This window comes from Ruegeria sp. AI3 (assembly GCF_056541245.1).
Map to the genome: position 1 here is coordinate 620,509 of NZ_JBQFYA010000001.1, position 26,232 is coordinate 646,740.

At 59.9% G+C, this 26,232-nt stretch carries 22 protein-coding genes; 7 read left to right on the forward strand and 15 right to left on the reverse strand.

Going from position 1 to position 26,232, the window contains the following annotated elements:
* Positions 1–99 precede the first annotated feature (99 nt).
* The 3 genes from der to ACRZ95_RS03100 are packed head-to-tail and all read right to left on the reverse strand — an operon-like array spanning position 100 to position 3,648.
* Positions 100–1,563: a ribosome biogenesis GTPase Der gene (gene der, locus ACRZ95_RS03090; RefSeq protein WP_170676506.1), complete on the reverse strand. Its 1,464-nt coding sequence runs from the start codon at positions 1,561–1,563 to the stop codon at positions 100–102.
* A gap of 48 nt (positions 1,564–1,611) precedes the next feature.
* On the reverse strand, positions 1,612–2,934 hold the full coding sequence (locus ACRZ95_RS03095; protein ID WP_170676508.1) for a PQQ-like beta-propeller repeat protein: 1,323 nt from the start codon (positions 2,932–2,934) through the stop codon (positions 1,612–1,614).
* Between the two features lie 42 nt (positions 2,935–2,976).
* Positions 2,977–3,648, reverse strand: a complete 672-nt coding sequence (locus ACRZ95_RS03100) for a hypothetical protein (RefSeq protein WP_170552958.1) — start codon at positions 3,646–3,648, stop codon at positions 2,977–2,979.
* A 226-nt stretch (positions 3,649–3,874) separates the two neighbouring features.
* On the opposite strand from ACRZ95_RS03100, the gene ACRZ95_RS03105 reads away from it, so the two are divergent.
* The gene (locus tag ACRZ95_RS03105) at positions 3,875–5,107 is read left to right on the forward strand and encodes an efflux RND transporter periplasmic adaptor subunit (RefSeq protein ID WP_170676510.1); all 1,233 of its coding nucleotides are present in this window, start codon (positions 3,875–3,877) and stop codon (positions 5,105–5,107) included.
* On the forward strand, positions 5,104–8,895 hold the full coding sequence (locus tag ACRZ95_RS03110; RefSeq protein WP_170676512.1) for an efflux RND transporter permease subunit: 3,792 nt from the start codon (positions 5,104–5,106) through the stop codon (positions 8,893–8,895). The genes ACRZ95_RS03105 and ACRZ95_RS03110 overlap by 4 nt, the downstream gene beginning before the upstream one ends.
* A 56-nt stretch (positions 8,896–8,951) precedes the next feature.
* On the opposite strand, the gene ACRZ95_RS03115 is transcribed toward ACRZ95_RS03110, so the two are convergent.
* The 3 genes from ACRZ95_RS03115 to ACRZ95_RS03125 form a co-directional block, all read right to left on the reverse strand.
* Positions 8,952–9,275 carry a hypothetical protein gene (locus ACRZ95_RS03115; protein ID WP_170666440.1) on the reverse strand — a complete coding sequence of 108 codons (324 nt, stop codon included), beginning with the start codon at positions 9,273–9,275 and terminating at the stop codon, positions 8,952–8,954.
* Positions 9,276–9,373: 98 nt separating this feature from the next.
* On the reverse strand, positions 9,374–11,179 hold the full coding sequence (locus ACRZ95_RS03120; protein WP_480554537.1) for an ABCB family ABC transporter ATP-binding protein/permease: 1,806 nt from the start codon (positions 11,177–11,179) through the stop codon (positions 9,374–9,376).
* Positions 11,180–11,256: 77 nt separating this feature from the next.
* Positions 11,257–12,741 (reverse strand): LysM peptidoglycan-binding domain-containing protein, encoded by a 1,485-nt coding sequence (locus ACRZ95_RS03125; RefSeq protein WP_170676516.1) that lies wholly within the window; start codon positions 12,739–12,741, stop codon positions 11,257–11,259.
* 126 nt (positions 12,742–12,867) lie between these two features.
* Between ACRZ95_RS03125 and ACRZ95_RS03130 the strand changes: the two genes are divergently transcribed.
* Positions 12,868–13,407 carry a TIGR00730 family Rossman fold protein gene (locus ACRZ95_RS03130; protein ID WP_170676518.1) on the forward strand — a complete coding sequence of 180 codons (540 nt, stop codon included), beginning with the start codon at positions 12,868–12,870 and terminating at the stop codon, positions 13,405–13,407.
* A gap of 36 nt (positions 13,408–13,443) precedes the next feature.
* Here the strand turns inward: ACRZ95_RS03130 and ACRZ95_RS03135 are convergent, their stop codons facing one another.
* The 3 genes from ACRZ95_RS03135 to ACRZ95_RS03145 form a co-directional block, all read right to left on the reverse strand.
* Positions 13,444–13,902, reverse strand: a complete 459-nt coding sequence (locus ACRZ95_RS03135; RefSeq protein WP_170676520.1) for a host attachment family protein — start codon at positions 13,900–13,902, stop codon at positions 13,444–13,446.
* A 234-nt stretch (positions 13,903–14,136) separates the two neighbouring features.
* Positions 14,137–14,922: an ABC transporter permease subunit gene (locus ACRZ95_RS03140; RefSeq protein ID WP_480554496.1), complete on the reverse strand. Its 786-nt coding sequence runs from the start codon at positions 14,920–14,922 to the stop codon at positions 14,137–14,139.
* A gap of 185 nt (positions 14,923–15,107) precedes the next feature.
* On the reverse strand, positions 15,108–15,707 hold the full coding sequence (locus ACRZ95_RS03145) for a superoxide dismutase (protein WP_170676522.1): 600 nt from the start codon (positions 15,705–15,707) through the stop codon (positions 15,108–15,110).
* A gap of 99 nt (positions 15,708–15,806) precedes the next feature.
* Between ACRZ95_RS03145 and ACRZ95_RS03150 the strand changes: the two genes are divergently transcribed.
* Positions 15,807–16,568, forward strand: a complete 762-nt coding sequence (locus ACRZ95_RS03150; protein ID WP_170552934.1) for an FkbM family methyltransferase — start codon at positions 15,807–15,809, stop codon at positions 16,566–16,568.
* A 109-nt stretch (positions 16,569–16,677) separates the two neighbouring features.
* Here ACRZ95_RS03150 and ACRZ95_RS03155 read toward each other — a convergent pair whose 3' ends face one another.
* From ACRZ95_RS03155 to ACRZ95_RS03170, 4 genes are all read right to left on the reverse strand, one after another.
* On the reverse strand, positions 16,678–17,244 hold the full coding sequence (locus tag ACRZ95_RS03155) for a sarcosine oxidase subunit gamma (RefSeq protein WP_170676523.1): 567 nt from the start codon (positions 17,242–17,244) through the stop codon (positions 16,678–16,680).
* Positions 17,237–20,266 carry a sarcosine oxidase subunit alpha family protein gene (locus tag ACRZ95_RS03160; RefSeq protein ID WP_170676525.1) on the reverse strand — a complete coding sequence of 1,010 codons (3,030 nt, stop codon included), beginning with the start codon at positions 20,264–20,266 and terminating at the stop codon, positions 17,237–17,239. Before ACRZ95_RS03160 ends, ACRZ95_RS03155 begins: the two co-directional genes overlap by 8 nt.
* 43 nt (positions 20,267–20,309) lie before the next feature.
* On the reverse strand, positions 20,310–20,639 hold the full coding sequence (locus ACRZ95_RS03165; protein ID WP_170676527.1) for a sarcosine oxidase subunit delta: 330 nt from the start codon (positions 20,637–20,639) through the stop codon (positions 20,310–20,312).
* A gap of 76 nt (positions 20,640–20,715) precedes the next feature.
* Positions 20,716–21,960, reverse strand: coding sequence for a sarcosine oxidase subunit beta family protein (locus ACRZ95_RS03170; RefSeq protein WP_170666423.1), 1,245 nt, complete (start codon positions 21,958–21,960; stop codon positions 20,716–20,718).
* A 175-nt stretch (positions 21,961–22,135) separates the two neighbouring features.
* Between ACRZ95_RS03170 and ccmI the strand changes: the two genes are divergently transcribed.
* The 3 genes from ccmI to ACRZ95_RS03185 are packed head-to-tail and all read left to right on the forward strand — an operon-like array spanning position 22,136 to position 24,071.
* Positions 22,136–23,362 (forward strand): c-type cytochrome biogenesis protein CcmI, encoded by a 1,227-nt coding sequence (ccmI, locus tag ACRZ95_RS03175; protein ID WP_170676529.1) that lies wholly within the window; start codon positions 22,136–22,138, stop codon positions 23,360–23,362.
* Complete coding sequence (gene ruvX / locus ACRZ95_RS03180) at positions 23,359–23,823, forward strand: Holliday junction resolvase RuvX (RefSeq protein ID WP_170676531.1); 465 nt, start codon at positions 23,359–23,361, stop codon at positions 23,821–23,823. Before ccmI ends, ruvX begins: the two co-directional genes overlap by 4 nt.
* A gap of 17 nt (positions 23,824–23,840) precedes the next feature.
* Positions 23,841–24,071, forward strand: a complete 231-nt coding sequence (locus ACRZ95_RS03185) for a DUF1289 domain-containing protein (protein ID WP_170374099.1) — start codon at positions 23,841–23,843, stop codon at positions 24,069–24,071.
* A 523-nt stretch (positions 24,072–24,594) separates the two neighbouring features.
* On the opposite strand, the gene ACRZ95_RS03190 is transcribed toward ACRZ95_RS03185, so the two are convergent.
* Together ACRZ95_RS03190 and ACRZ95_RS03195 are read right to left on the reverse strand one after the other, a co-directional pair.
* Complete coding sequence (locus ACRZ95_RS03190; protein ID WP_170676533.1) at positions 24,595–25,380, reverse strand: hypothetical protein; 786 nt, start codon at positions 25,378–25,380, stop codon at positions 24,595–24,597.
* A complete protein-coding gene (locus ACRZ95_RS03195) occupies positions 25,374–26,198 on the reverse strand; it encodes a sulfite exporter TauE/SafE family protein (RefSeq protein WP_170676535.1) in 825 nt (274 codons plus the stop codon). Before ACRZ95_RS03195 ends, ACRZ95_RS03190 begins: the two co-directional genes overlap by 7 nt.
* Between the last annotated feature and the right edge of the window lie 34 nt (positions 26,199–26,232).

The window sequence follows — 26,232 nt, forward strand, 5'->3', positions numbered from 1 at the left end:
ACGGACCGCGCACAGGAAACAAATGCACGCTCCTGAATGCTAGCGTGCAGAAAGGGCGCTGTCACGCCCTTGCGCTGAAAATGCTGAAAATTGGCGCAGTTACGCGCGTCCCTTGAGGTGTTTGGCCAAGGCACCGGCGTTTTTCTTGCGCCGCCCTTTGTAAGGGTTCTTGTCACCTTGCCCGCGCAACGTCAGGCGGATCGGCGTGCCGGGCATGTCAAAATCCTCACGCAGGCCGTTGACCAGATAGCGAGTATAGCTGGCCGGCATCTTGTCGGGATGCGAGCACATAACGACAAAGCCCGGCGGCCGCGTTTTTGCCTGGGTCATGTAGCGCAGCTTGATGCGGCGGCCTTGCGGGGCTGGCGGCGGGTGCTGCTCGAGCATGGCGGTCAGCCAGCGGTTCAGCGCGGCGGTGGGTACCCGGCGGTTCCAGATATCATGCGCACGCAAGATGGCGGCGCGCAAACGTTCCAGCCCCCGGCCCGTTTTGGCTGACACGGTGATCAGAGGTGCGCCCCGCAGTTGCGGCAGCAGTCGGTCGAAGGACTCTTTGAGTTCACGCAGTTTCTCCTGCTTGTTTTCCTCAACGTCCCATTTATTGACGGCGACCACGACCGCACGGCCTTCGCGTTCGGCCAGATCGGCAATGCGAAGGTCTTGCTGCTCGAACGGAATGGCCGCATCCAGCAGGACGACAACCACTTCGGCGAATTTCACCGCACGCAGTCCATCAGAGACCGAGAGCTTTTCGAGCTTCTCTTGAACCTTGGCCTTTTTGCGCATGCCCGCAGTGTCGAAAATCCGCATCGGAGTGCTTTCGCCATCCGGATCGGCCCAATCGACCCGAAGACTGATCGCGTCACGGGTGATCCCAGCCTCGGGGCCGGTCAGAAGGCGATCCTCGCCCATGATCTTGTTGATGAGTGTGGATTTACCTGCGTTCGGTCGGCCGACAACGGCAACCTGCAACGGCTTCGCTATGGTGATCAGAGGGGATTCGCCCTCTCCATCCTCATCCAGCTCAATCTCGACCACGGGAGCGTCGTCTTCGGCCTCTTCCTCAGCCGCATCCGCCAGAGGCATCAGCTGGGCGTAAAGGTCGGTCATCCCCTCGCCATGCTCGCCGGAAAGGCGCACTGGTTCGCCAAGGCCAAGGTTATAGGCTTCAAGAACACCGGCATCAGCAGCCGACCCTTCGGCCTTGTTGGCAGCCAAAATCACGTGTTTGGAGCGTTTGCGCAGAATCTCGGCAAACATCTCGTCGGTCGGAGTCAGGCCGGTGCGCGCGTCAATCATAAACAAGCAGACATCTGCCATATCGACCGCGCGCTCGGTCAGACGGCGCATGCGGCCCTGAAGGCTATCATCAGTTGCGTCTTCAAGACCCGCCGTGTCGATCACGGTGAACCGCAGATCACCCAGCCGCCCTTCACCCTCGCGCAGGTCGCGCGTCACGCCGGGCTGGTCGTCGACCAAGGCCAGACGTTTGCCCACAAGGCGGTTGAACAGAGTGGATTTGCCCACATTCGGGCGCCCCACGATGGCGAGGGTCAGTGACATGTTCTCAACTTTCAAGACTCAAGATGCGCCCTTTAGCGTATCTTTTGGTCAACGGAAAGCGTGTAGATCACCTTTGGTCGACACGACATACAGTGTTTGTCCGGCAACGACAGGCGCGGTGGTCGCGCCTCCGGGAACTTCGACCTGATGCACAAGCGCCCCGTTCACCGGGTTGAAGAACCGCAGGAACCCGTCATTCGAGGCGATCACAATGCGCCCTCCGGCCATGATCGGGCCATAATGGGCCACGATCGGACCGCGACGGTTTGGCTTGTCTTTGACAAAGCCGGGCAGGTCTTGCGCCCAGATCACAGAACCATCCGCGCTGTTCAAACGCACCAGCTGGCTGCGGTCGCTGACCAGGAAGATGCTATTGCCTGCTGGCCAGACCGTATCGACAGCACCTTCATCTGCAGTCCAGCGGCGCTCACCCGTTCCCGCGTCAAAAGCAACGGTACGGCCGGAGTGGTTACCGATGAAGATGGTGTCGCCCACTACCATTGGGCTACCTGTCACGTCGACGATCCGCGCAGTCGCGCGTCCACGGCGGCCCCCCGCCACCGAGGCATTCCAACGGCTGATCCCGCCCCGCTTGAATGTTGCGGCGATATCACCCGAACCAAAGGCAAAGATAGCTAGGTCCGAGGTCACAACCGGCGCAGGTGCGCCCAGAACGTTGCCAACGCTAGGGGTGCCTTCGATCTGCCATTGAATGCGGCCATCCTTGGTGTCAACGGTCCAACCGGTTTCATCCCCAGCGACAAGATACAGCAGTCCGTTACTCACCAAAGGCGCGCCACTGCCGGTTGCGTTCAGGCGCTTCTGCCACCGGATCGCGCCGGTCTTTGCATCCAACGCCGTCAGACGGCCAAAACCCGAGGAGACATAGAGAACGCCGCCGGAATAGGCCATACCACCGCCCGTGGCATCCGCGTCTCCGTCGGTTGCTGGAATCAGATTGGTGCTCCACGCGACCTGTCCCTGCGGTGTCACCGCTGAAACCGTCGCCCCCGCGTCAAGCGTGTAGACCAGCCCCCCCGCGACAACCGGGTCAGCCGTAATTCGTTGTTTGCGGGAATCTCCATCCCCAATCGAGGCCGACCAAATACGTTGGGGTGTCGCACGCAGAGAAGCATTTGACGTCCGGAAGGCTGGCGTGCCAGGGCTTTGGGGCCAGCTTGCATTTGCACTCTGCGATGGCAGGCTAATGGGTTGCGAGCCGCTTTTGGCAACCGTTTCAAGGTCTGAGGCGGGTCGGATATCCTCACGCTCGCCGGGCAAGATCTGTTCGGGTTCTTCACAAGCGGCCAGAGCGGTCAGGGCCAGCGCCGCAATCGGCAGTCCCACGCGAGAGAAAAGTCTTGTTACCATTTTAATCCGAACTCGCCTGTCATTAACCTGTGTTCCGCCCGATCAGCCCTGCTGAGCGACCAATGGCTCGGGCTCAGCGCCCAGTGCAACAATCAATTGCGCCGCGCGTTGCTGCAGATCCACGCTGACTTCTGCGTCCTGACGCAACGCCTGCAACCGCTCCAACGCGGCGTCTACTTCGCCCTCGGCGATGTCGATCAGGGCCAGTTGCTCTTGCGCCAGAAGGCGCAGCGGCGCGCCGGGTGCAGCCAAAGCCTCGAACTGTTGCCGACGGTCTGCAGCGGGCATCGTGTCGGATTGCAGCAGCAGTGCCTTGAAGCTGGCAATGGCGCGGTAAATCTCGGGCAGATCGCCCTGAACGGCCACAGCATTCAGACTGTCGACCGCGTCCTGCCGGGAATCAGCATCGAGCTGTGAGGCGGACAGAAGCATGTTGCGCACAGCCTCACCACCCGGCGTCAGTACGTCCACCTGCTCTAGGCCAGCGACACGCGCGGCAGTATCGTTTTCCGCCAGCGCGGCCAGAATGTCATCGCCCAACTTCTGAGCCTGCGACGTGTCCCGCGCCTTGCGGTATTCGTTGAAGGCGGCCCCACCGACGATCAGCACGACGGCAACAACACCGACCCAGCCCCAACGCCGCAAAAGCAGATACAGCCGGTCGCGGCGCACCTCTTCCGTGACCTCATCAATGAAACTGTCGGTATCGCTCATACCTGCCCCCGGGCTGTGTATCCTGTCTTGGTGGGCCATGTCATACCCCGGCACCACGGCCAAGCCAAGGGTCGGATTTTGCACAATTCCGCTGACTGCATGCGCCCTTGCGAAAAAAAATAAACCGAACTAATCAGTTTAGCGTAGAAAATACACAAGCCGACGCCCATCTTTCACTATACTAACCCGGTCTAAGCCGGCGAATTTTTTTAAGGAGACCAGCATTATGCGTCTGATTTCATTCATCAATGCCGCTTTGGTGATTGTCGCGCTGTATTTCCTTGTTTTTGAGCGTGATGCGCTTTTCGCCTTTGCTGGCCGGGGTGACGACGAGGAAAGCACTACGTCTGAGACCGAAGAGGCCGTGGTTTCGCCGGCCAATGAAAATGCTGTGCGCGTAGTTGCCCTGCGCTCGGTCGCGCGCGAGATTGACAGCGCCGTCCTGCTGCGCGGCCAAACAAAAGCCAACCGTCAAGTCGAAGTGCTGGCCGAGACGACCTCGACCGTGATCTCAGAACCCAAGCGCCGCGGTGCTTTTGTCGAGGCGGGCGATCTGCTGTGTGAGCTTGATCCCGGCACCCGCCCCGCTAGCCTGGCCGAAGCGAAGGCAGGCAAGCTTGAGGCCGAAAGCCGTATCCCTGAGGCCGAGGCGCGCCTGGAAGAAGCACATGCCCTTGTGGCCGAGGCAGATATCAACCTGAAAGCGGCCCGCAAACTGTCCGAGACGGGCTTTGGCTCGGAAACCCGCCGCGTCTCCTCCGAGGCCGCGATGAGCAGCGCCGAGGCAGGTATCAAATCGGCTGAAGCCGGGCTGGAAGCCACCCGCGCCGGCATCGAATCCGCCGCGGCAGAGGTCGAAGCCGCCCAACGTGAAATAGATCGGCTGACGATCGAAGCTCCGTTTCAGGGCCTGCTGGAAAGCGACACCGCTGAATTGGGCAGCCTGATGCAGCCGGGAACGCTCTGCGCCACGATCATCCAGCTGGACCCGATCAAGCTTGTTGGTTTCGTGCCCGAAACCGAAGTTAACCGCGTTCAGGTCGGGGCGCTGGCCTCGGCGCAGCTGGTCACCGGTCGTCAGGTCGAAGGCCGCGTAACCTTCCTCAGCCGCTCGGCAGATGAGACGACCCGCACCTTTGAGGTCGAGATCACCGTGCCGAACGAAGACCTGACCATTCGCGACGGCCAGACAGCGACAATCCGTATCTCGGCCGAAGGGGCCAAGGCGCATCTGCTGCCGCAATCGGCTCTGACCCTCAGCAACGAAGGGCAACTGGGCGTGCGCACCGTCGGCGCGGGCGATGTGGTCGATTTCTTGCCGGTCCGCGTGTTGCGCGACACGGCCGAAGGCGTCTGGATCGACGGGCTGCCCGAGACAACCGATATCATCGTGGTGGGGCAAGAATTCGTCGTCAAAGGCGTCACCGTGAACCCGACCTATCAGGAGGTCACGCAATGACGGGTATCGTCAGCTGGGCCGCTGACCGGGCCCGCATGGTTCTGGCTTTCATTCTTATTTCGCTGGTCATCGGCGGGTTCGCCTATGTCAATCTACCGAAAGAGGGCGAGCCGGATATCGAAGTCCCTGCCCTGTTCGTATCGGTCGTCTTCCCCGGAATCTCGGCCGAGGATTCCGAAAACCTGCTGGTCAAACCGATGGAGACCGAGCTGGCAGATTTGGACGGCCTCAAAGAGATGACCGCCACCGCCGCCGAGGGCTATGCAGGCCTGTTTCTTGAGTTCGAATTCGGCTGGGACAAAACCGCGATCACTGCCGATGTCCGCGACGCGATGAACAGCGCACAGGCCGAGTTCCCGGACGGCGCCGAGCAATACTCGCTGAGCGAGCTAAACTTCTCCGAATTCCCCATCGTCATCGTGAACCTGACCGGCGCGGTGCCCGAACGAACCATGGCGCGTATCGCCAAGGACCTGCAGGACGACATCGAAGCGCTTGATTCCGTGCTTGAGGCCGGAATCGCTGGCAACCGGGATGAGCTGCTTGAGGTCATCATCGACCCTCTGCGCCTTGAGGCGTACAACGTCACTGCCAATGAGCTGATTACGGTTGTGCAAAACAACAACCAGTTGATTGCGGCGGGCGAAGTGGACAGCGCGCAAGGGGCCTTTTCGGTCAAAATCCCCTCGTCCTTCAAAACCGCGCAGGACGTGTATGGCTTGCCCATCAAGGTCAACGGCGACCGGGTCGTCACTCTGGGTGAATTGGCCGAAATCAACTACACGTTTGAGGACCGCGAAGGCACGGCCCGGTTCGACAACGTGCCGACCGTCGCTTTGCAGGTTGTCAAGCGCAAAGGCTTCAACCTGATCGACACGGTCGAGCAGGTCAAAGCGACTATCGCCGAAGCGCAAACCAAGTGGCCCGCCGAATTGCAGGCAGCTGTCGACGTGGGCACCTCGAATGACCAAAGCCGGATCGTTGGATCCATGGTCAGCCAGTTGGAGGGCTCGGTCCTGACGGCGATTGCGCTGGTGATGATCGTCGTCCTGGCCTCTCTGGGGTCGCGGGCAGCACTGTTGGTGGGCTTTGCGATTCCGACCTCGTTCCTGCTGTGTTTTGCCTTTCTTGCGGTCATGGGCGTCAGCATTTCGAACATCGTGATGTTCGGTCTGATCCTTGCCGTTGGTATGCTGGTGGATGGCGCGATCGTTGTGGTCGAATATGCGGACAAGCGTATCAAAGAGGGCGTCGGCCCGATGCATGCCTATGTCGAGGCGGCGCAGCGCATGTTCTGGCCCATCGTCTCCTCGACGGCCACGACACTCTGTGCCTTCCTGCCGATGCTATTCTGGCCGGGTATTCCGGGTGAGTTCATGGGCATGCTGCCGGTCACGCTGATCTTTGTTCTCTCCGCATCGCTGATCGTGGCCCTGATTTATCTGCCGGTTATGGGCGGTGTCTCGGGCCGGCTGAGCCGCATCTTCGACCGCGCCTCTGACTGGTTGCGCGGTCGCACGCCTTGGTGGCTGCGCGCCGTTCTGGTCCCCCCGTCATTCTATCTGGTCTTCCTAGGCGCGATGCAGGTGCTGAACCCCTCCTATTTGGTCGAGGGCGGTGGTTCGCTCCTTGGGGCCGTGTTGATGATCCTCGGAGCTTTCGCCGGATCGGTCACGCTAGGCGCGGCCCGGATCGAGCGCAAACCCGCTACCAAGGTTCACACGGCGAAAGAACACACGCCTTTCGGCTATGTCATCAAGTTCCTCGTGGGCAATCCGGTGATGCCGATTGTCTCGATCGCTGCCGTTTTCATGGCTGTGATGACGGTGATCTTAGTGTTCGGCGAAAACAACCGGGGCGTTGAGTTCTTCGTCGAAAGCGAGCCGGAACAGGCCACGGCTTACGTCCGCGCGCGGGGCAACCTTTCGTTGATGGAAAAAGACGCCATGGTGCTGGCCGCCGAACAGGTGATTGCCGCGCACCCGGCCGTGATTAACGTCTTCTCGTTTGCGGGCGAAGGTGGGCTGACGCAGAATAATGGCGGCGCGCAAGACCCGGCAGACACGGTTGGACGCGTCCAGTTCGAAATCATCCCATGGGAAGACCGCCCCAACGTCTCGGAGCCCATTCTGGGTGGGCTGTTTGACCGGCATTTCATCGCCCCCGAATATGATGGCGACTATGTTCTGGAAGAACTGAATACCCAACTGGCCGAGCTGCCGGGTTTCGAGGTTGAGATTCTGGCGCTGGAACAAGGCCCGGCCTCAGCCAAGCCCGTGCATCTGCGGATCAAGGGCGACGGGTGGGAGCCGCTAACTGCTGCTACTGTCGCCGCCCGAGAGGTTTTCGACACGACCCCCGGCCTGATCAAGATAGAAGACACTCTGCCCCTGCCTGGCATCGACTGGCAGATCGACGTTGACGTCGCCAAAGCAGGCCGATTTGGCGCGGATGTGGCCACCGTCGGGGCCATGGTACAGCTGGTCACACGCGGTATCCTTCTGGGCGAAATGCGCCCCGACACCACGGATGAAGAGATCGAGATCCGTGTCCGCCTGCCCGAAGAGGACCGTGTTCTTTCAACGCTGGACACGTTGAAGGTACGCACGGCGGACGGCCTCGTGCCCCTGTCCAACTTCGTCACCCGCCAGCCGGTTGCCAAACTGGCCGAAATCAACCGGGTTGATCAGGAACGCTACTATGACGTCAAAGCCGATGTCGAAGCTGGCCTGAGCAAAGCAGTGGTCGCTGGACCAGACGGTGGTGAAAAACGTTTGGCCGTTCTGCGCGCGGTTGAGGATGGGGCTGACCCGTCCTCTGCAGCGATCACAGCGCCCAATGGCAAGCAGTACGATCTGGTGCAACTGACCGAGGCCGAGACAACCGAGGAGCTGCGCACCGCCGTTGAGAATGGCGAGGCCAGCATCGCGCCGATCAATCCAAATGAACGTATCGCCGTCCTGACCGAATGGCTGAGCACCAACCCGTTCGACCCCTCGATCACGTGGGAATGGACCGGTGATCAGGAAGAACAGGCCGAAAGCCAGGCCTTCCTGTCCAGCGCGTTTCTGGCGGCTTTGGGGCTGATGTTCGTAATCCTGCTGGCACAGTTCAACAGCTTCTACAACTCGGTTCTGGTTTTGCTGGCGGTTGTACTGTCCACGACCGGCGTTCTGATCGGGATGCTGGTGATGGAGCAACCCTTCTCGATCATCATGACCGGTACGGGGATCGTTGCTTTGGCAGGGATTGTTGTGAACAACAACATCGTTCTGATCGACACCTATCAGGAGTACAGCCGCTACATGCCGCGGATCGACGCGATCGTGCGCACGGCTGAGGCTCGGATTCGCCCCGTTCTGCTGACAACGCTGACCACGATGGCCGGTCTGACACCGATGATGTTCGGCCTGTCGCTGGACTTCATCAATGGCGGCTACACCATCGACAGCCCGACAGCACTGTGGTGGAAACAGCTGGCCACCGCTGTGGTCTTTGGCCTCGGCATCGCCACCGTGCTGACCCTGATCGTGACGCCATCGATGCTGGCCCTGCGGGTCTGGGTGACAACCTATGCCATCTGGCTGGGCAAACTTCTGGCGCGGGTCACAGCAGGCCGGTACAGCCAGATTGCACAGGACATGGCCATCGGCCAAAGCGCACGAGCCGCGCAAGCAACCGAGATTGTCTGGGACGAGCAGCCTGCGCCTCGGCCCGAACAGCCCACGGGGACAGAAGAGGACCACCCCACCATCCCACCTGGGTCGCCGCTAAAAGCAGCCGAATAACCAACAAAAAATGGCGAGCCGATGGCCCGCCATTTTTCATTTCTTCAAACGTTTTTCTATTCCGAGAACGCGTATTCGCCCAGATCGCACAGGTCCAGGTCGTAGTCCTCAACCGCGCTGCCGTCATCAAACACGCCGCGAATATCATAGACGCAGGTCACAAGCCCATCCGCGATCAATACATCGATCTCATAGTCTGGCGCGAGGTATCCACCCTGCAGAAGGTTCCCCTCCCAGCTGCCGGATGAGGCCGGGGAGACATTGAATTCGACCAGATCCGCACTGGTTTCATTGACCAGCAGAAACTCCAGATCTTCGGCTGACGCGGCAGATGCTGCGAGTGTCAAACCGAGTGTCAAGGATGTGACGATTTTCTTCATTCTTTGCTCTTTCTTGTTCGATGGCAAACCCAAACTTGACGCGATACTGCGCTAGTTGGGGTTTCAACCAGCGGACGAGTCGCGTCAAACAGAAAATCTCAGGCAGCCTGTGTGTCGGCCTGCTGGCGGTTCCACAATTGGGCGTAGCGACCTTCGCGCGCCAACAACGAATCATGAGTGCCCTGCTCGATGATCTCACCGCTTTCCAGAACCACAATCTGGTCGGCCTCGGCAATCGTGCTCAGACGGTGCGCGATGGTGATCACCGTCCGCCCTTCGCCCGCTCGGGCCAAAGCATCTTTGATCTCCTGCTCAGTGTCGGTGTCGAGGGCCGAGGTCGCCTCGTCCAGCAACAGAATAGGCGGGTTCTTGAGCAGCGTCCGCGCGATGCCGACGCGCTGCTTTTCGCCGCCCGAGAGCTTGAGCCCACGTTCACCCACCTTGGTGTCATAGCCTTCGGGTAGAGAGGCGATGAAATCATGGATTTGTGCTGCGCGCGCGGCCTCTTCCACATCGTCCTGAGTTGCGCCGTCACGGCCATAGGCAATGTTGTAGCGGATGGTGTCGTTGAACAGCACCGTGTCCTGCGGCACGACGCCGATGGCCGCGTGCAGGCTGGTCTGACGCACATCCCTCACGTCCTGACCATCAATCTTCAACGCACCTCCGGTCACATCGTAGAACCGGAACAACAAGCGCCCGATGGTGGATTTCCCGGACCCCGTCGCGCCCACAATGGCTACGGTCTGCCCCGCAGGCACCGACAGCGACACTCCTTTAAGGATCTCCCGCTCCGGGTCATAGCCAAAGCGCACATCATGGAGGGTCACCTCGCCACCATTGACCTTCAGGTCCGGGGCGTCCGGCTTGTCTTTCACTTCGGCGGGCTGCTCCAGCAGGTCGAACATCTGACCCATATCGACCAGCGCCTGCCGGATCTCGCGATACACGGTGCCCAGGAAGTTCAGCGGCACGGTGATCTGAATCATGTAGGCATTCACCATGACGAAATCACCAACGGTGAGCGTGCCGTTCTGGACCCCGATTGCCGCCAGGACCATCACCCCGATTAGGCCGCAGGTGATCAGGAAGGACTGCCCGAAATTCAGGAAGGCCAGCGAATAAGCGGTTTTCAAGGCCGCCACTGCATAGGCTTTCATCGACACGTCATAGCGGTTCGCTTCACGCTGTTCGGCGTTGAAATACTTGACGGTTTCGAAATTCAGCAGGCTGTCGATGGCGCGTTGGTTCGCCTCGGTATCCTGATCGTTCATCTCGCGCCGAAGCTTCACGCGCCATTCGGTGACGGCAAAGGTGAACCAGATATAGAGCGCAATGGTGACGGCCACGACGACCAGATACCAGATATCGAACAACCACATCAGAATGATCGCGACAAGCAGCAGCTCCAGAATCAGCGGCCCGATGGAAAACAGCAGGAACCGAAGAAGGAACTCGACGCCCTTGACCCCACGCTCAATGATCCGGCTTAGGCCACCGGTCCGGCGTCCAACGTGATAGCGCATGGACAGTTGGTGGATATGCTGAAAAGTCTCTAACGCGAGCGCACGTAAGGCCCGTTGGCCAACGGGGGCAAAGGCTGCATCGCGCAATTGTTGAAAGCCCACGGTCATCATCCGGGCGACACCATAGGCCACAGTCAACCCAACAGCGCCAAGGGCCAGCGGGGGCACGCCCTCGCCCGCCAGACCGTCCACTGCGCCCTTGTAAAGGATCGGCGTATAGACGGCGATCAGCTTGGCCAACACCAGCATCGCCATGGCAATCACAACGCGACGCTTCACCCATGGCTCATCATCCGGCCACATATAAGGCGCGACCTTGCGGATCGTCCGCCAGCCAGAACGGCGTTCGTCAATTCCGGCCAATTCGTCCGATGTCATGGGGGGCATACGTCGCATTACCTGCCTAGTGTGAAGTGCAATATGGACCCCGGCCCGAGAAAAGCCAGAGCCTGAGCTTATTCAGGAATGGTGAACACCTGCCCCGGGAAAATCAGGTCCGGGTCGCGGATCAGTTCGCGGTTAGCGTCGAACAGGCGGACATACAACACGCCGTCTCCGAACCGCTCACGCGAGATGGCCCACAGGGTGTCGCCCGCCTGAACCGTGACCGACCGGATCGGCGCAGAGGTTTCTTGCGGTTGCTCCGAGGTCTGCGCCTCAGCCGCCTGCAACACCTCGACGGGTTCACGTTTGAAAGGCGTTTCAACCCGGCTGAGGACTGTGCCGTCGGAATGCACCTCGTCCACTCGCAGGGTGTAAACGCCGGGATCAATCCCCTCGAGGTCGCCCCGCCAATTGCCATCCTCTTGCGGGGTCACATCCGCCACCAGACGGTTGTTGAGGTATATCCGTACAGCCGATCCTTCGTTGAGACGGCCTGTCAGTTGCACATCGCCGGTGTCTGAATAGCCGATTGTGTCCAGCTCAACCTGCTGGGGCGCGGAGTTCTCTTCGGACGGGGATTGCACCAACTCAACCCCATCCTCGCCTGAACGCAGGATGGCAACCTGTTGGTTTTCAGCAGGGGTTTCAGTTGCTTCTTCCGAGGTCGATTCAGCCTCAACAACGGCCTTTTCTGTATCCGCACCAGTGTTCTGGGTTTCGGCACCGGCATCTGCAATTTCTGTACTGGTGTTCTCGGCTTCCGTACCCGCGTCTGCAGTTTCCGTGCCGGCGTCCTCGGCTTCCGTACTCGCGTCTGCAGTTTCCGTACCGGCGTCCGCGGCTTCGGTACCCGCGTCTGCGGTTTCCGTCGACTGCTCGGGCTCAACATTTGCCACAGTCGTATCTTCCGCCTCAGGCTCGGGATCTTCAGCAACTTCCGGTTCCGAGGACGTTTCCTCAACCGTTGGCGCTGGCTCCTCGGGGGCGGGTACTGGCAGTGCTGCTATCAGATAGTCGTCAGATCGAACGGTTTCATCCCCATCGGTAGACTGCAAAACAAGGCCACGTGGATCATCGCTGAATGGGACCGCAACGAATTCGGCGAACTCGCCCGTCTCATCGACCGAAAACTGATGCACGATCTCGCCGTTCAGCACCACATCAACGTCACTGCCCGGCTCTGCCTCACCCGACAGCAACGCGCTCCCGTCCGGCGACACGAAAATCTGATCCAACGCGGGAGGTGTCGTGGGATTGGCCTCAACCGCGACGTCTTCGGGCTGGGATTCGGGGTCTTCGGCTGCGGGTTCCTCAGCCTCGGCCTCGGTGACAGCCTCCTTTGGCTCCGGTGCGGGGTCCTGCAGGGCCTCTTCTTCGGGTGCGCCCTGAGGCGCAAGGGTTTCCTCTGCAACCTCAGCCTGTTCCTGCACGGGTTCCGAGCTGCTCGAAAACACGCCTGACAAATACAGACCACCGGCCGCAAGAATTGCCACAAGGCCGACAAGCAGCCCCCAGATGAAGCTGCCCGAGCTTCCGCTTCCCGATGTGCCGTTCATTCTTTCCCTTTCATTCCGCCGCGAAACTGATGTGAGTGACTCGTGTTCCGGCGGACAGTTGAGCCAACCTATCAATCTCGCTATCAGGGGTCAAAACGTCTGAAACAAGCCCGGAGCGCACCTGTTATGTCCCAGAAATCCGTCTGTGTGTATTGCGGGTCACGCAATGGCACCAATCCCGCCTATTCTGACGCCGCCAAACAGTTGGGAACCGCGCTGGCGCAAGAAGGCTGGCGACTGGTCTACGGGGCCGGAGATGTGGGTCTGATGGGGGAAGTCGCGCGCGCCACGCAATCTGCCGGGGGCGAGACCTTCGGCGTTATTCCGGTGCATCTGGTCCAGCGCGAGGTCGGCAAAAGCGACCTGACCCACTACGTGATCACCGAGACGATGCACGAGCGCAAGAAAGTCATGATCATGAATTCGGATGCTGTCGTGGTGCTACCCGGGGGGCCGGGATCACTGGATGAGTTGTTCGAGGCCCTGACATGGCGGCAGTTGGGCCTGCATGACAAGCCGATTGTGGTGGTGAATGTGGGGGGCTACTGGGATAAGCTCCGCGACCTTCTGGAACAGGTGATCGAACAGGGCTTTGCCGATCAGTCCCTGTTAAGTTTCGTGACTTGGGTCGAGGATGCGGACGCCGCCATCGCAGCTTTGCGGTAGGCAAATATGTGGGCGGCCGAAGCCGCCCGTTTTAATTCAAGCCAGACGTGGCGCAGGGCGAAGGCGCTGTTTCAGCACCTGTTCGACCTTGTGAAGCGGATGGTTGGTCAGGGTTTTATCCACCTCGGCCACAACTTTGGCCAGTACCTCACTATGCAACCTGCGCCGCAGCAGGCCCAGAATATGGGGGCTGGCCACCAGAACAAGCCTGCTGAATTTGCCTTTCAGCCCTTTGCGGTTCAGAAGATTGGCAAGGTCCTGCACGAACAGCGATTTCGCATGGGATTTCCAGTCTGGTTCCTCAACCGCCGATTTCTGGTTAGGCCCCGGATCAGAGCGACGCCCGGCCCGGTCTGTGGGGCGGTCTTGCGCCTCTTGCTCCTCAACCGAAACGACAACCAGATTGGGGTCTTCGGCATCGGTGATGTTCTCGACGAACAGTGCCTTTTCCCCATCCGCGATAATAACCCAGGTTCCCTGTTCAAGTGCAGCCATTATGCTCTCCCGTAGTGGTTTCCATGGCTATCCCTCACGTATTGGGCACAAGTTCTTTGCTTCGCGGCCAGAGCGTTCTGTCGCAGTGTTTGCTTGTGCTTCCAATGGGTGCGGTTCTCTCCCTCCGCCCTATTTACTTAAGCACTGGGGGACCCGGTACAATCCCGTCTCATACCGAAACTTGACGTATCGGCAAGTTTTCACCTGCGCTTCATGTTCGAGCATATCGCGGACCTAGTGGATGCCCGCGGTCAGACCCCGCATCAACCATCGCTGCAGCCCAATCACCACCACAGCCGGAGGCAGCAGCGCCAAAAGCGCCAGAACCATACCTGCCGTGCCGCCAAAGCCCGAATAGGCCATGCCGCGCACCAAAGTGTCATGGTCCTGACTGGTGGTGGTGATCATGATCGGCCAGACATACTGGTTCCACCCCAGCACAAAAAGGATCGCGAAAACAGCCGCGATCATCGGCAGAGACAGAGGGACAATGATATCGACCAGCACACGCAGCGGTCCGGCGCCGTCCATCTGGGCAGCCTCGATCACCTCATTGGGAATCTGGCGCATGTATTGGCGGAACACCAGCACGCCCAGCCCACTGGCCATGATCGGCAGGATCATCCCCGCATAGGAATTGAGCAGCCCAAGATCACTGGCGACGGCGAAGGTTGGCAAGATGCGGGTCTCGATCGGAAAGAACATCGCGATCAGAATCACGCCGTAGATCAACCCGCTGCAAGGCAATCGAAAGAACACCAACGCGTAGGCGGCCATCATCGACATCACGCTTTTCAAGATGGCAACGCCAAGGGCCAGTACCAGCGAATTCCACATCATCGCCCCTGCCCCAATGCCAGCGCTGCTGAGGCCACCACGCCAGACCCGCTGAACCAAGGCCCAAAGCTCGGGCAGATCAAGGGCCGTGATCAACTGCCAAAGCAGCAGACAGACCGGCCCGCACATCAAGGCAACGCCCGCCAGAAGAATCACGTGATCGAGGAGGTGGTTTCCGCGCAAGCTTGAGGTCCAATCGTCAAAATGGCGGTTTGCCAGTTGGTTACAGCAGGACTGTCACGGTTGAGGCGGTCCCGCAAGGTTTGCTGCGCGGATTAACCAAACGCGCCACATAAAAACTATGCCAATGAAAAAGGCCTGCCAGCGTCTCCGCCAGCAGGCCCTTGTGCCCAAACGGGACTCTCAGATCACATGCGCGATGCGACGTTTTCCCAGTTCACCAGGTTGTCGAGGAAGTTCGACAGGTAAGCCGGACGCTTGTTGCGGAAGTCGATGTAGTAGGAATGCTCCCACACGTCGCAACCCAGCAGAGCGGTCTGACCAAAGCACAGCGGGTTCACGCCGTTTTCGGTTTTGGTCACGGCCAGCGAGCCGTCTGCGTTTTTGACCAGCCATGCCCAGCCCGAGCCGAACTGACCAGCGCCAGCCGCGCTGAACTGCGACTTGAACTCGTCAACCGAGCCGAAGCTTTCGGTCAGCGCACTTTCAAGCTCACCAGGCATCGCGCTTTCGCCGGGGCCCATCATCTCCCAGAACTGGTTGTGGTTCCACAGCTGGCTGATGTTGTTGAAGATACCGTTCTGTGCGACGGCGTTTGCGTCGTAGGTCCCTACGATGATCTCTTCCAGCGACTTGCCGTCCCACTCTGTGCCGGCGATCAGCTTGTTGCCGTTGTCGACATAGGCTTTGTGGTGCAGGTCGTGGTGATATTCCAGCGTTTCGGCGGACATGCCCTTGGCTGCCAGCGCGTCATGTGCATAAGGAAGATCAGGAAGTTCAAAAGCCATGTCGGCCCCCTGTAAAATAAAGTTGCGGTTCCCAACGGTTAAATGCTTTGGCAACCGCCGCAGGTCAAGGGGCGAGACAATAAAACCCGGAGGTCCGCGATGCTGACACAGGCGCGCAAGATGTTTTACCGCGCCCGCGGATACTATGTTGGGAACCTGAATGGTCAGGCGTTCCGGCTTGATCCCTACCATTCCAAATTCTGGCGAAAAGCCTCGGCTGGAGATTGGGAGCCTGAGACCTTCGCCGTTCTCGATCAGTTCCTGTCCCCGAAAAACGACTATCTGGATATTGGCGCGTGGATCGGGCCGACTGTCCTTTACGGTGCGCGCAAAGCCCGCCATGTGTATTGCTTTGAACCTGACCCGACCGCTTTTCGTCATCTGGCCTGGAACCTGGACCTGAACAATATCCGCAATGTCTCGGCCTTTGGGGTCGCTCTGTCGGATCAGTTCGGAGTGGCCCGCATGGCCTCAACCCGAGGAGAGCCAGGCGATTCCACCAGTTCCCTTTTGCATGACGCGGCGCATGGAACGGATGCTTTGACAATCGCATGGGATCAGTTCCAGGCCGCCCAGGATTTAAGCCGCGTCTCGCTGGTGAAAATGGATATCGAAGGGGCCGAGTTCTTTGTCCTGCCTACGTTACTGGACTGGCTGAAACAGAAACGTCCCGCTTTGTTTCTGTCCCTGCATGCGCCACTTTTGGAAGAGGCGAACCGACGTTCCCGTATGGAAAGCCTGCTAGAAAGCCTAAGGTTCTACAACCATCTGTGCGACGAAAACGGACAGCCGGTGACGGTACAGGCGCTGTTGGAACCCGCGGCGCTCAGCCGCTTTCAAACGATCCTTTTACATGATTGAAGTGGGCGCCGTTCGGGCCTCCGATCACTCTTAACTGGTATTCCCAAGGTCGGAACGCAAAAGGCTCCGGCCAAAACCGGAGCCTTTTTTGACATCAGTCGTCGGTTCGTTAGTAAACCCCGACCTCACTGCCCGGCTGCGCCGCAACCTTGAGCAGTTTGAACACATAGTCAGCCGCCGAACGGAAGCAGACGATGCGCAGGGTCTCGGCGTCGTCCATCCAGAATGCACCAGCCACCTGAGCTAGACGCGAACGGCGAATTTGGCCGGGTTGGAAAGCCGCAGGTGACAGATCGACCGGAGCAACCTTGCCCAGAACTTCACGCGCGTTGCTGCCCGTGACTGAGAACACCGCACGGGCGTCCGAGACATTGACGGCCAGCGCATGCGTACCGCCAAGCGCGTTGGCCATCTCGGCCAGTTTGGCCTCAACCTCGGCATAGGGCACAAGCACCAGCAGCTCATCGGTGGACATCCAGCACACGCCGGTATCGCCATCGACCAGAGCCTCACGCTGGCCGGGCATTTTTTGCCCGGTTGCATCCTTGACAGCCTTGGCCAGCACCTTGTCGGACAGATCGCCGCGCAGGGTGATCATGCCCTGCAGGCCGACCTCGGCTACTTTGGCGATACCGTCATAGCTGGCGTGGTTCAGTGCACTGATGGGTTCAGACATTCTGCTTCTCCCCGTCCTTGTCGTAGAAGATCGGATCGACGATCTTGGCTTTGTAGGTTTTGCCATCGGTTCCGGGGAACTCGACAATCTCGCCCATGCGGTCAGGACCGTGCTTGATCAGACCCATCGCGATGCCTTTGCCCAGATTGGCCGAGTAGTATGTCGAAGTCACACGCCCGATCATGTTGCGCTGACCGTTGGCATTGACGCCCTCGCCCACCGCATAGGCTCCGTCCGGCAGAACTGATCCATCCACAGTCTCCAGACCGACCAGTTTCCAACGCTCCGGATCGGCCATATGGGTCCGCGAATGGGCGCGCTTGCCGAGGTAGTCCTCTTTCTTCTTGGACAGCGCCCAGTGCAGCCCCAGATCCTGCGGGATCACGGTGCCGTCGGTCTCGTCGCCGATCATGATAAAGCCCTTCTCGGCCCGCAGGATGTGCAGACATTCGGTGCCGTAAGGCATCACGCCGAACTCTTTGCCCGCGTCGAACAGAGCGTCCCAGAACGCCTGGCCCTGGCTTGCAGGAACCGCGATCTCATAGGACAGCTCACCCGAGAACGAGATGCGGTAGGCCCGCGCGTCGAACGCGCCGATCTTGCCGTCACGCCATTCCATGAAGGGCAGCGCCTCTTTCGAGACATCCATGCCGCCGCCTGCTTGGGCGTTCAGCTTCTCCAGCACCTTGCGGGCGTTGGGGCCAACCACGGCGACCTGAGCGTATTGCTCGGTCACGTTGGCGACATAGACTTTCCAGTCCCACCACTCGGTCTGCAGCCATTCTTCCATGTGACCATGGATACGCTCGGCACCGCCGGTGGTGGTGTGGCAGAGCCATGTGTCCTCGTCGATGCGGGCAACAACACCGTCGTCGATCAGGAAGCCGTTCTCGGAACACATCAGGCCATAGCGACATTTGCCAACCTTCAGAGTGGACATCATGTTGGTGTACATCATGTCCAGGAACTTGCCCGCATCGGGGCCTTTGACGATCAGTTTACCCAGTGTCGAGGCGTCCAGCAGGCCGAGGTTCTCACGGGTGTTCTTCACCTCACGATTCACCGCGTCATGCACGGATTCACCGGGACGGACATAGGCATAGGTCCGGCGCCAATGGCCGACCGGCTCCCAGTCTGCGCCATTCTGATCGTGCCAGTTGTGCATCGGGGTCTGGCGGATCGGTTGGAACACCTCACCACGTGCTTCACCACCAATCGACGCCAGCGAGATAGGCGTATAGGGCGGACGGAACGTGGTGGTGCCGACCTTCGGAATTTCCGAATCCAGCGCATCAGCAAGGATCGCCAAGCCGTTGATATTACTCAACTTACCCTGATCGGTCGCCATACCCAGCGTGGTGTAACGCTTGGTGTGTTCGACGCTTTCATAGCCTTCGCGCGCAGCCAGCTGAACGTCCGAGACCTTCACGTCGTTCTGGAAGTCCAACCACGACTTCATACGCAGCTGGATGTCCGCATTCGCAGGCATCAACCAGACAGCAGCCATCGGAGCCTCGGCCGTGGTTTCGCCCGTAGGAGCCTTGGTGCGTTTTGCTTTGTACCCGGCCGCCTTCACCGCTGCTTTGCCTGCGGCATCCGCGTCGGTCAGAACGTCGCCGAGAGCCAGCGGACCGTTGGACGAACCCGCGGCGATCACGAAGCCTTCACCGTCTGCGCCCAGCGGAGGACGTTCAGGGTCAGGACGGAAATGGGCGTTCGCCTCATCCCAGATCAGCTTGCCGCCGCAATGCGACCACATGTGAACAACCGGAGACCAGCCGCCCGACATGGCGACTGCATCGCATTCGACCTCTTCCCGCGCACCACCGATGCCTTCCTGGTTGCACAGCGCAACTTTCTTGACGCGCTTGCCGCCTTTGACCTTGGCGATGGCCTTGCCGGGATCGACACGGATGCCCAGTTGGCGCGCCTCTTCCGCCAGAGGTCCGGCGCTTGCGCGCGCATCGACCACGCGTAGAACATCAACACCGGCTTTCTTGAGGGCAATTGCAGTGCGATAGGCGTCGTCATTGTTGGTCGCAACGATCACGCGGTCGCCGGGGGTCACGCCCCAGTTCACCACATAATCCCGCATAGCCGAGGCCAACATCACGCCCGGAACATCGTTACCCGCGAAAGACAGCGGACGCTCAATCGCGCCGGTTGCTGTGACAACCTGTTTGGCACGGATGCGCCACAGGCGATGACGCGGGCCTTGCACGCCCGGAGTGTGGTCCGTCAGGCGTTCGTAGCCCAGTACATAACCGTGGTCATAAACCCCTGCCCCCATGCAGCGATTGCGCAGGATGACGTTGTCCATTGTTTCGAGTTCAGAAACTAATTGTTCCACGAACTTATCCACAGGCTCACCGTCGATCGTTCCACCATCAACAGGAGCACGACCACCCCAATGCGCAGTCTGCTCGATCAGCATGACCTTCGCACCGGATTGAGCCGCCGTTTTGGCCGCCTGCAGACCGGCAACACCGCCACCGATCACCAGTACATCGGTGAAGTGATAGAAATGCTCATAGGTGTCTGCGTCACGGTTGTCCTTGTCGGGCGCTTTGCCGAGACCGGCGGACTGACGGATGAACGGCTCGTAGACATGTTTCCAGAACGGCTTCGGATGAATGAACATCTTGTAGTAGAAGCCAGCAGGCAGAAAGCGCGACAGATGGGTGTTGATCGACCCGATGTCGAACTCGAGGTTCGGCCAGTGGTTCTGCGACACGGATGTCAGACCGTTGAACAGCTCGGTTGTGGTGGCGCGCTGGTTCGGTTCAAACCGGTTGCCTTCGCCCAAACCGACCAGAGCGTTCGGCTCTTCCGCGCCACTGGCAACGACGCCGCGCGGACGGTGGTATTTGAACGACCGGCCCATCATCATCTGGTCATTGGCCAGAAGGGCGGATGCAAGGGTATCGCCTTCGTAGCCCTGCATCGAGGTGCCGTTGAAGGTAAAGGTAACCTGTTTCGACCGGTCAATCAGCCGGCCTTGATTTGCGAGACGGGTGCTCATGTTGCGGACCTTTCGCAGGCGGAATTACGGATGGCTGGGCGGATCATTTAAACTCTCTCCACGTCCAGCCGGGACGCTTCGCGGTGATAGCGTCCTTGATCTCTTGCGGTGGCTCGGTGGTCTGGGCCGAATAGGTGCCGAATACCTCAAGAGTGTTGGTGCAGCGCGCCGCGTGGAACCACTTGCCACAGCCATTTGCGTGGCGCCAACGTTCGAAATGAACGCCTTTAGGGTTCTCACGCATGAACAGGTAGTCGTGGAAATCATCATCCGACGAGCCGGGGCCAAAGCGCTTCAGATGCGCTTCGCCGCCAGCGGCCAGTTCAGTTTCTTCGGCATCGACGCCGCAATAGGGGCAATTCAGGATCAGCATATGGTCATCCTTTTCTCGGTTGGTCGGCACTCGGGCCGACCAGAATTCTGTGTTGTGGCCACCTCGGGCAGCGCCCTTAGTGAGCCACCCCGGCGGCGACGCTTTCGTCGATGAAGCGGCCCTCTTTGAAGCGGTCCATCGAGAAGGCCTCGGTCAGTGGTGAATGACCTGTCGCCATCAGCTGTGCCATACCCCAGCCCGAGCCCGGAATGGCCTTGAAGCCACCGGTTCCCCAACCTGCGTTGATGAAACAGCCCTGAAGCGGTGTTTTCGACAGGATCGGAGACCGGTCGCCGGTCATATCCACAATCCCGCCCCACTGACGCAGCATTTTCAGGCGCGAGATCATTGGGAAGGTCTCGACCAATGCGCGGACGGTTTCCTCGATGTGATGGAAGCTGCCACGCTGGGTGAAGTTGTTGAACCCATCGGTACCGCCGCCGATCACCATCTCGCCCTTGTCGGACTGCGACATGTAGCCGTGAACAGTGTTGGCCATCACGACCACGTCCATGCAGGGCTTGATCGGTTCGGACACCAGCGCCTGCAGCGCAACGGCTTCCAGCGGCAAGCGGAAGCCAGCCATTTCGGCCAGTTGACCGGAATGGCCCGCAACGACGATCCCCAGCTTGTCGCAGTCGATCGCACCTTTGGTGGTATCAACGCCGACCACGCGACCATTGTCCGAGCGAACGCCGGTGACTTCGCATTTCTGAATGATGTCCATGCCCATGGCCGAACAGGCGCGCGCATAGCCCCATGCCACCGCATCGTGACGCGCGGTGCCGCCGCGTTCCTGCCAAAGGCCACCCAGAACCGGATAGCGCGGACCATCCAGATTGATGATCGGCACCAGCTCTTTCACGCGTTCGGGCCCGATCCACTCGGTCTGAACACCCTGCAGCGCATTGGCATGCGCGGTGCGCTGATAGCCGCGAATTTCGTGCTGGGTCTGCGCCAGCATGATCACGCCGCGCGGGCTGAACATGATGTTATAGTTCAGGTCCTGACTCAGGTCCTCATAGAGGCCCCGCGCCTTTTCATAGAGCGCCGCCGAAGGATCCTGCAGGTAGTTCGACCGGATGATGGTCGTGTTCCGGCCCGTGTTCCCGCCGCCCAGCCATCCTTTTTCGATGATGGCGACATTCTGGATGCCGTAGTTTTTACCAAGGTAGTAGGCGGTCGCCAGACCATGCCCCCCGGCACCGACGATGATCACGTCGTATTTTTTCTTCGGCTCAGGCGAGCGCCATGCGCGCTCCCATCCGGTGTGATAGCGCAACGCTTCGCGCGCGACAGCAAAGGCTGAATAGTGTTTCATAAGCGAATCCATCCGGTTCGGTGATTGGCGCAGGTATGCCGCGTCGACCGGGTATATCCACGCCGGTCAACGCCGCAATATAGCACTATTGCGACATGTGGCACATTCGCGGCCATTTGTCCCTTTTTTTAGGCGGCCCGCAGGTCTAAGTCAGGGCAGAATTTCAGGAGAGAGCATGACGTTCTGGGTCATTTCATGTCTGATCGCGCTGCTGGTCGCAGGGTTCCTCGGCTACACGCTTTTGCGCGGCCGCCGCGCGGACGAACCAACCGCAGCCTACGATCTGCGCGTCTACCGCGAACAACTGGCGGGTGTTGACCGTGATCTGGCCCGAGGAGTCATTGGCGAAGCCGATGCCGAGAGGGTCCGCACCGAGATCTCACGCCGCATTCTGGCAGCAGACGCCCAGATGCAGGGCGACCGGGTGGCCTCGGGCCCGTCGCGCGGGGTTTCCGTCGTCACCATCGCAATCGTGATGCTGGTCGTGATTGGTGGCGCGCTGGCGATGTATTACCGAACCGGTGCCGTCGGCCTGCCCGACCAACCCCTGACCGCACGGCTGGCACTGGCCGAGGAGGTCCGGTCGAACCGCCCAGCGCAGGAAGCAGCCGAAGTCCTTGCCACCCCGCCGCAGCCGCGACAACTGGAAGAAAGCTACGCAACGCTGCTCCAGCAACTGCGCGACACCGTGGCGGCCCGGCCGAATGACCTGCAAGGGCATATCCTGCTGACACAGCACGAAGCCAATGCGGGGAACTTCAAGGCCGCTTATGCCGCGCAGCAACGCGTTGTCGAGCTTTCGGGTCAGGCTGCAACAGCCGATGATTACTCGGATCTGGCCGAAAAGATGATCCTTGCGGCAGGCGGCTACATCTCGCCCGAGGCCGAGCAAGTTCTGGCCGCCGCGCTTGAGCGTGATCCCCGACACGGCCCGGCGCGCTACTACTGGGGGCAAATGCTGGCCCAGACCGGCCGTCCAGACCTCGCCTATCGTGTCTGGGTCGACACCGCGCGGAATGCGCCAGCGGGCGCTCCTTGGGGTGATGCGATTCGCGCCCAATTGGATGAGCTTGCCTTTCGCGCGGGGGTTTTCAACGGCCCCGACCCCAGCTCATTGGGGCAGCCCGGCCCAAGTCAGGACGATGTCGCCGCCGCAGCGGAGATGACCCCGGAAGAACGGCAAGAGATGATCCAAGGCATGGTTGACCGTCTGTCTGATCGCCTGGCGACTGAGGGCGGCCCTCCTCAGGACTGGGCGCGCCTGATCGCGGCGCTTGGCGTCTTGGGTCAGGCCCAGCGTGCAATAGATATCCGCGACGAAGCCGAGGTCCTCTTTGCCGACAACCCCGAGGCGCTTGAGATGATCGATGCAGCCGCCCTGCAAGCCGGTATTGCCCAATGATCCACGACGATTTTGAAGGTTTCGCCGCTTCCCTGTCGCCGATGACGGCGCTGATGGGGCTGGATCTGGGTGAAAAGACCATCGGCGTGGCGGTCTCGGACCGGATGCGCGGGGTGGCTAGCCCTCTGGAGACCGTGCGTCGCAAGAAATTCACCCTCGATTCCGCGCGCTTGCTTGAGTTGATCAAGGATCGTGAGATAGGCGGCGTCATCCTCGGGCTACCAAAAAACATGGACGGTACCGAAGGCCCCCGTTGCCAATCTACCCGTGCCTTTGCCCGCAACTTAACCCGCCTGACCGACTGCCCCATCGGCTTTTGGGACGAGCGTCTGAGCACAGTTGCTGCAGAAAAGGCACTTTTAGAGGCGGATACGACACGAAAACGTCGCGGACAGGTTATTGATCACGTTGCAGCAGGGTATATCTTGCAGGGAGCGCTGGACAGGCTGCGCTTTTTGTAATGGGTCGGAGACCACGAATGACGAACATGGTTTGGCAGCGCGATGAGGTCGAAAGCCCCTGTGTACGAATCTGTGTTGTCCACCCGACAGAGCAGATTTGCACCGGCTGTTACCGCACCCTTGATGAGATCGCGCGCTGGTCACGTATGGACAGCAGCGAACGCGCCGAAATCATGGAGGCTCTGCCCGCCCGTAAACCGCGCCTCGCCAAACGGCGCGGCGGGCGTTCGGCCCGCCTGAAAAGCTGACCGCTCAGTCCACCGCGCTGGTTTCATCCTTTGATTTGTAACACCTGCCCTGTTGTCGGGTCGCGAGTTCTTCCTTGAACAGGTCTGAGTATTCGGACCGGCTGGTTCTTGGATGTTTTGCAGGCCGTTCCATCGTGGTGTCGACAGTCACGGGTTGCGCGTGATCTCGCAGCTTGGAAAAGCGTTGTAGAAAGCTTTTGAAAGACATTAAGAACCAATCAATTAAGTGTGCCTGCTGCGGGCCGGACGCACGCCTCGAAAAAAAAGCGAGGCGAAAGCCGGTTCCGTGAGTGAGTGGCGACCCGCAGCGGCACGGTCTGGCTAAAGAGTTTTCAGCCGGAACGACGAAGAAAACGCCTTCCGTTGTATATTCATTGACTCGGCAATCAATAAACTTATCGCAAAGTGACCCCACGTCATTTTTCGTGACAGGTCGGGTTTTGAAGCCCAAAAGTTGCGAAACGGGCAGATGTGGGCGTGGTCTGCTGGGGTAATTCGCGGGAACCGTTTCCCTCACGAGACATCAGCGTGTTTCAATCCACTCCGCGACGCCGTTGGCGCATTCGGGGCGGAAATAGGCAATCATCCGTCCATCCGGCCCAGCGGTCGCCCCCTCCGGCCATGGCGCAACACCATGCAGACAATGGCGGTGCAGCAGATAGGCCTCGCCGGGTTTGGCAGGCAATTCGATCCTTGGGCAGGTCTCGAAGACCTCGCGGCGGGTCGCCTGATATATATCGGTGATGTCGACCTGGCTCAGATCGGTCTGGGACTGATCCGCAAAAGCCGCTCTAAAGGCCTCGCCCATTGGGATATGACTACCTTCCCACAACACCATGGGCGAGGCATCGGGGCTGGCTTCCGACAGGGGAGTGCCCAAAATCCACGCATGCGGTTCATCCACGCGACGGCGGCGATCCGGACCCATAGGTCGCAACCCATCCACATGGGCCGCGTCGCGATTGCGCCTGTAGCGCCCGGCGGCCTCGCTTTCACCCTTCCGAGGGCGGGGATACCCCGGATAGATGATCGACACCTGCCCCGGATGCAGCGGCAAGCTGCCCAGATGCGCGGCGATGAAATCCATGGCCAACCCGGACAGCGGTTTTGACGACGCAACCTGCCCAAATTCATCATTGGGCAAGGCATCTACGCCAATGAACCACGTGCCCTCACAATCCAGCCACTCGGCATGTTCAGGTGCCGTCGCGGACCGCTGAGCGTCGGGCAGAACCTGCCCAACCCATTCTGCTAGGGCGGGGTCGAACGGGAATTTGACCCAACCCTTCGCCCAGAAATCCTCTACCATCCCAATGCCTTCCGCAGCATGTTCAAAGCGACCAGTGTCAGGAACAGTGCAAAGACCCTCTTGAGCGGCTTCGGGTCCATCGCATGAGCGAGTTTAACGCCCCACGGGGCGGTGATCATCGTCATCGCGACTACTATCCCGAAGGCCACCAAGTTCACGGCCCCGATCGTCAGCGGAGGCCTGTGTTCAGGGGCAATCTCCAGAAAGAGAAAACCCAATACAGATGGCACGGCGATGATCACTCCGAACCCTGCAGCCGTTGCCACAGCCCGGTGGATGGGCGTGTTGTAAAGGCTCATGAGGGGGACGCCGAAACTGCCGCCTCCGATCCCCATAAGCACAGACAGGAAGCCCACGGATGGGGACAGAACCGCGCGCTTGATCCCCTTGGGCATCGCATCCCCTAAACGCCATTCCGAGCGACCAAAGCCCAGATACGCACCAATCACCATGCCCAGAACGCCGAACAGCGCCTGCAAGGCTTCAGTCCGCAGGGCCGAGGCGACCAGCACGCCAACAACCGCCCCTACGACGATGCCAGGCCCCCAGCCTCGCAGGATCTGCCAATCGACTGCGCCTTTCTTGTTATGGGCCAGCACCGACCGGATCGAGGTTACGATTATCGTCGCCAGCGAGGTCGCCAGACATAGCTGCATCAACTGCGGCCCACCATATCCAAGCGTTTGGAACGCATAGAAAAACGCGGGCACAAGCACGATGCCTCCGCCAACGCCGAGCAGCCCTGCCAAAACGCCCGCAAGTGCGCCAATTACAAGCAAAAGGCCCAGCATCTGGGCCAGCAACATCGTCTCGGGCATCTTCCCCCCAAACCGGTCAGAGACCGGGCTTCAT

Coding starts and splice junctions, on each gene's coding strand:
- ccmI (WP_170676529.1), top strand. CDS start 22,136: ATGACGTTCTGGGTCATTTCATGTCTGATCGCGCTGCTGGTCGCAGGG.
- ACRZ95_RS03135 (WP_170676520.1), bottom strand. CDS start 13,902: ATGGCTGCACTTGAACAGGGAACCTGGGTTATTATCGCGGATGGGGAA.
- ACRZ95_RS03145 (WP_170676522.1), bottom strand. CDS start 15,707: ATGGCTTTTGAACTTCCTGATCTTCCTTATGCACATGACGCGCTGGCA.
- ACRZ95_RS03165 (WP_170676527.1), bottom strand. CDS start 20,639: ATGCTGATCCTGAATTGCCCCTATTGCGGCGTCGATGCCGAAGAAACT.
- ACRZ95_RS03100 (WP_170552958.1), bottom strand. CDS start 3,648: ATGAGCGATACCGACAGTTTCATTGATGAGGTCACGGAAGAGGTGCGC.
- ACRZ95_RS03170 (WP_170666423.1), bottom strand. CDS start 21,960: ATGAAACACTATTCAGCCTTTGCTGTCGCGCGCGAAGCGTTGCGCTAT.
- ACRZ95_RS03130 (WP_170676518.1), top strand. CDS start 12,868: ATGTCCCAGAAATCCGTCTGTGTGTATTGCGGGTCACGCAATGGCACC.
- ACRZ95_RS03185 (WP_170374099.1), top strand. CDS start 23,841: ATGACGAACATGGTTTGGCAGCGCGATGAGGTCGAAAGCCCCTGTGTA.
- ACRZ95_RS03095 (WP_170676508.1), bottom strand. CDS start 2,934: ATGGTAACAAGACTTTTCTCTCGCGTGGGACTGCCGATTGCGGCGCTG.
- ACRZ95_RS03105 (WP_170676510.1), top strand. CDS start 3,875: ATGCGTCTGATTTCATTCATCAATGCCGCTTTGGTGATTGTCGCGCTG.
- ACRZ95_RS03195 (WP_170676535.1), bottom strand. CDS start 26,198: ATGCCCGAGACGATGTTGCTGGCCCAGATGCTGGGCCTTTTGCTTGTA.
- ruvX (WP_170676531.1), top strand. CDS start 23,359: ATGATCCACGACGATTTTGAAGGTTTCGCCGCTTCCCTGTCGCCGATG.
- ACRZ95_RS03160 (WP_170676525.1), bottom strand. CDS start 20,266: ATGAGCACCCGTCTCGCAAATCAAGGCCGGCTGATTGACCGGTCGAAA.
- ACRZ95_RS03155 (WP_170676523.1), bottom strand. CDS start 17,244: ATGTCTGAACCCATCAGTGCACTGAACCACGCCAGCTATGACGGTATC.
- ACRZ95_RS03125 (WP_170676516.1), bottom strand. CDS start 12,741: ATGAACGGCACATCGGGAAGCGGAAGCTCGGGCAGCTTCATCTGGGGG.
- ACRZ95_RS03190 (WP_170676533.1), bottom strand. CDS start 25,380: ATGGTAGAGGATTTCTGGGCGAAGGGTTGGGTCAAATTCCCGTTCGAC.
- ACRZ95_RS03150 (WP_170552934.1), top strand. CDS start 15,807: ATGCTGACACAGGCGCGCAAGATGTTTTACCGCGCCCGCGGATACTAT.
- ACRZ95_RS03120 (WP_480554537.1), bottom strand. CDS start 11,179: ATGACATCGGACGAATTGGCCGGAATTGACGAACGCCGTTCTGGCTGG.
- ACRZ95_RS03110 (WP_170676512.1), top strand. CDS start 5,104: ATGACGGGTATCGTCAGCTGGGCCGCTGACCGGGCCCGCATGGTTCTG.
- der (WP_170676506.1), bottom strand. CDS start 1,563: ATGTCACTGACCCTCGCCATCGTGGGGCGCCCGAATGTGGGCAAATCC.
- ACRZ95_RS03115 (WP_170666440.1), bottom strand. CDS start 9,275: ATGAAGAAAATCGTCACATCCTTGACACTCGGTTTGACACTCGCAGCA.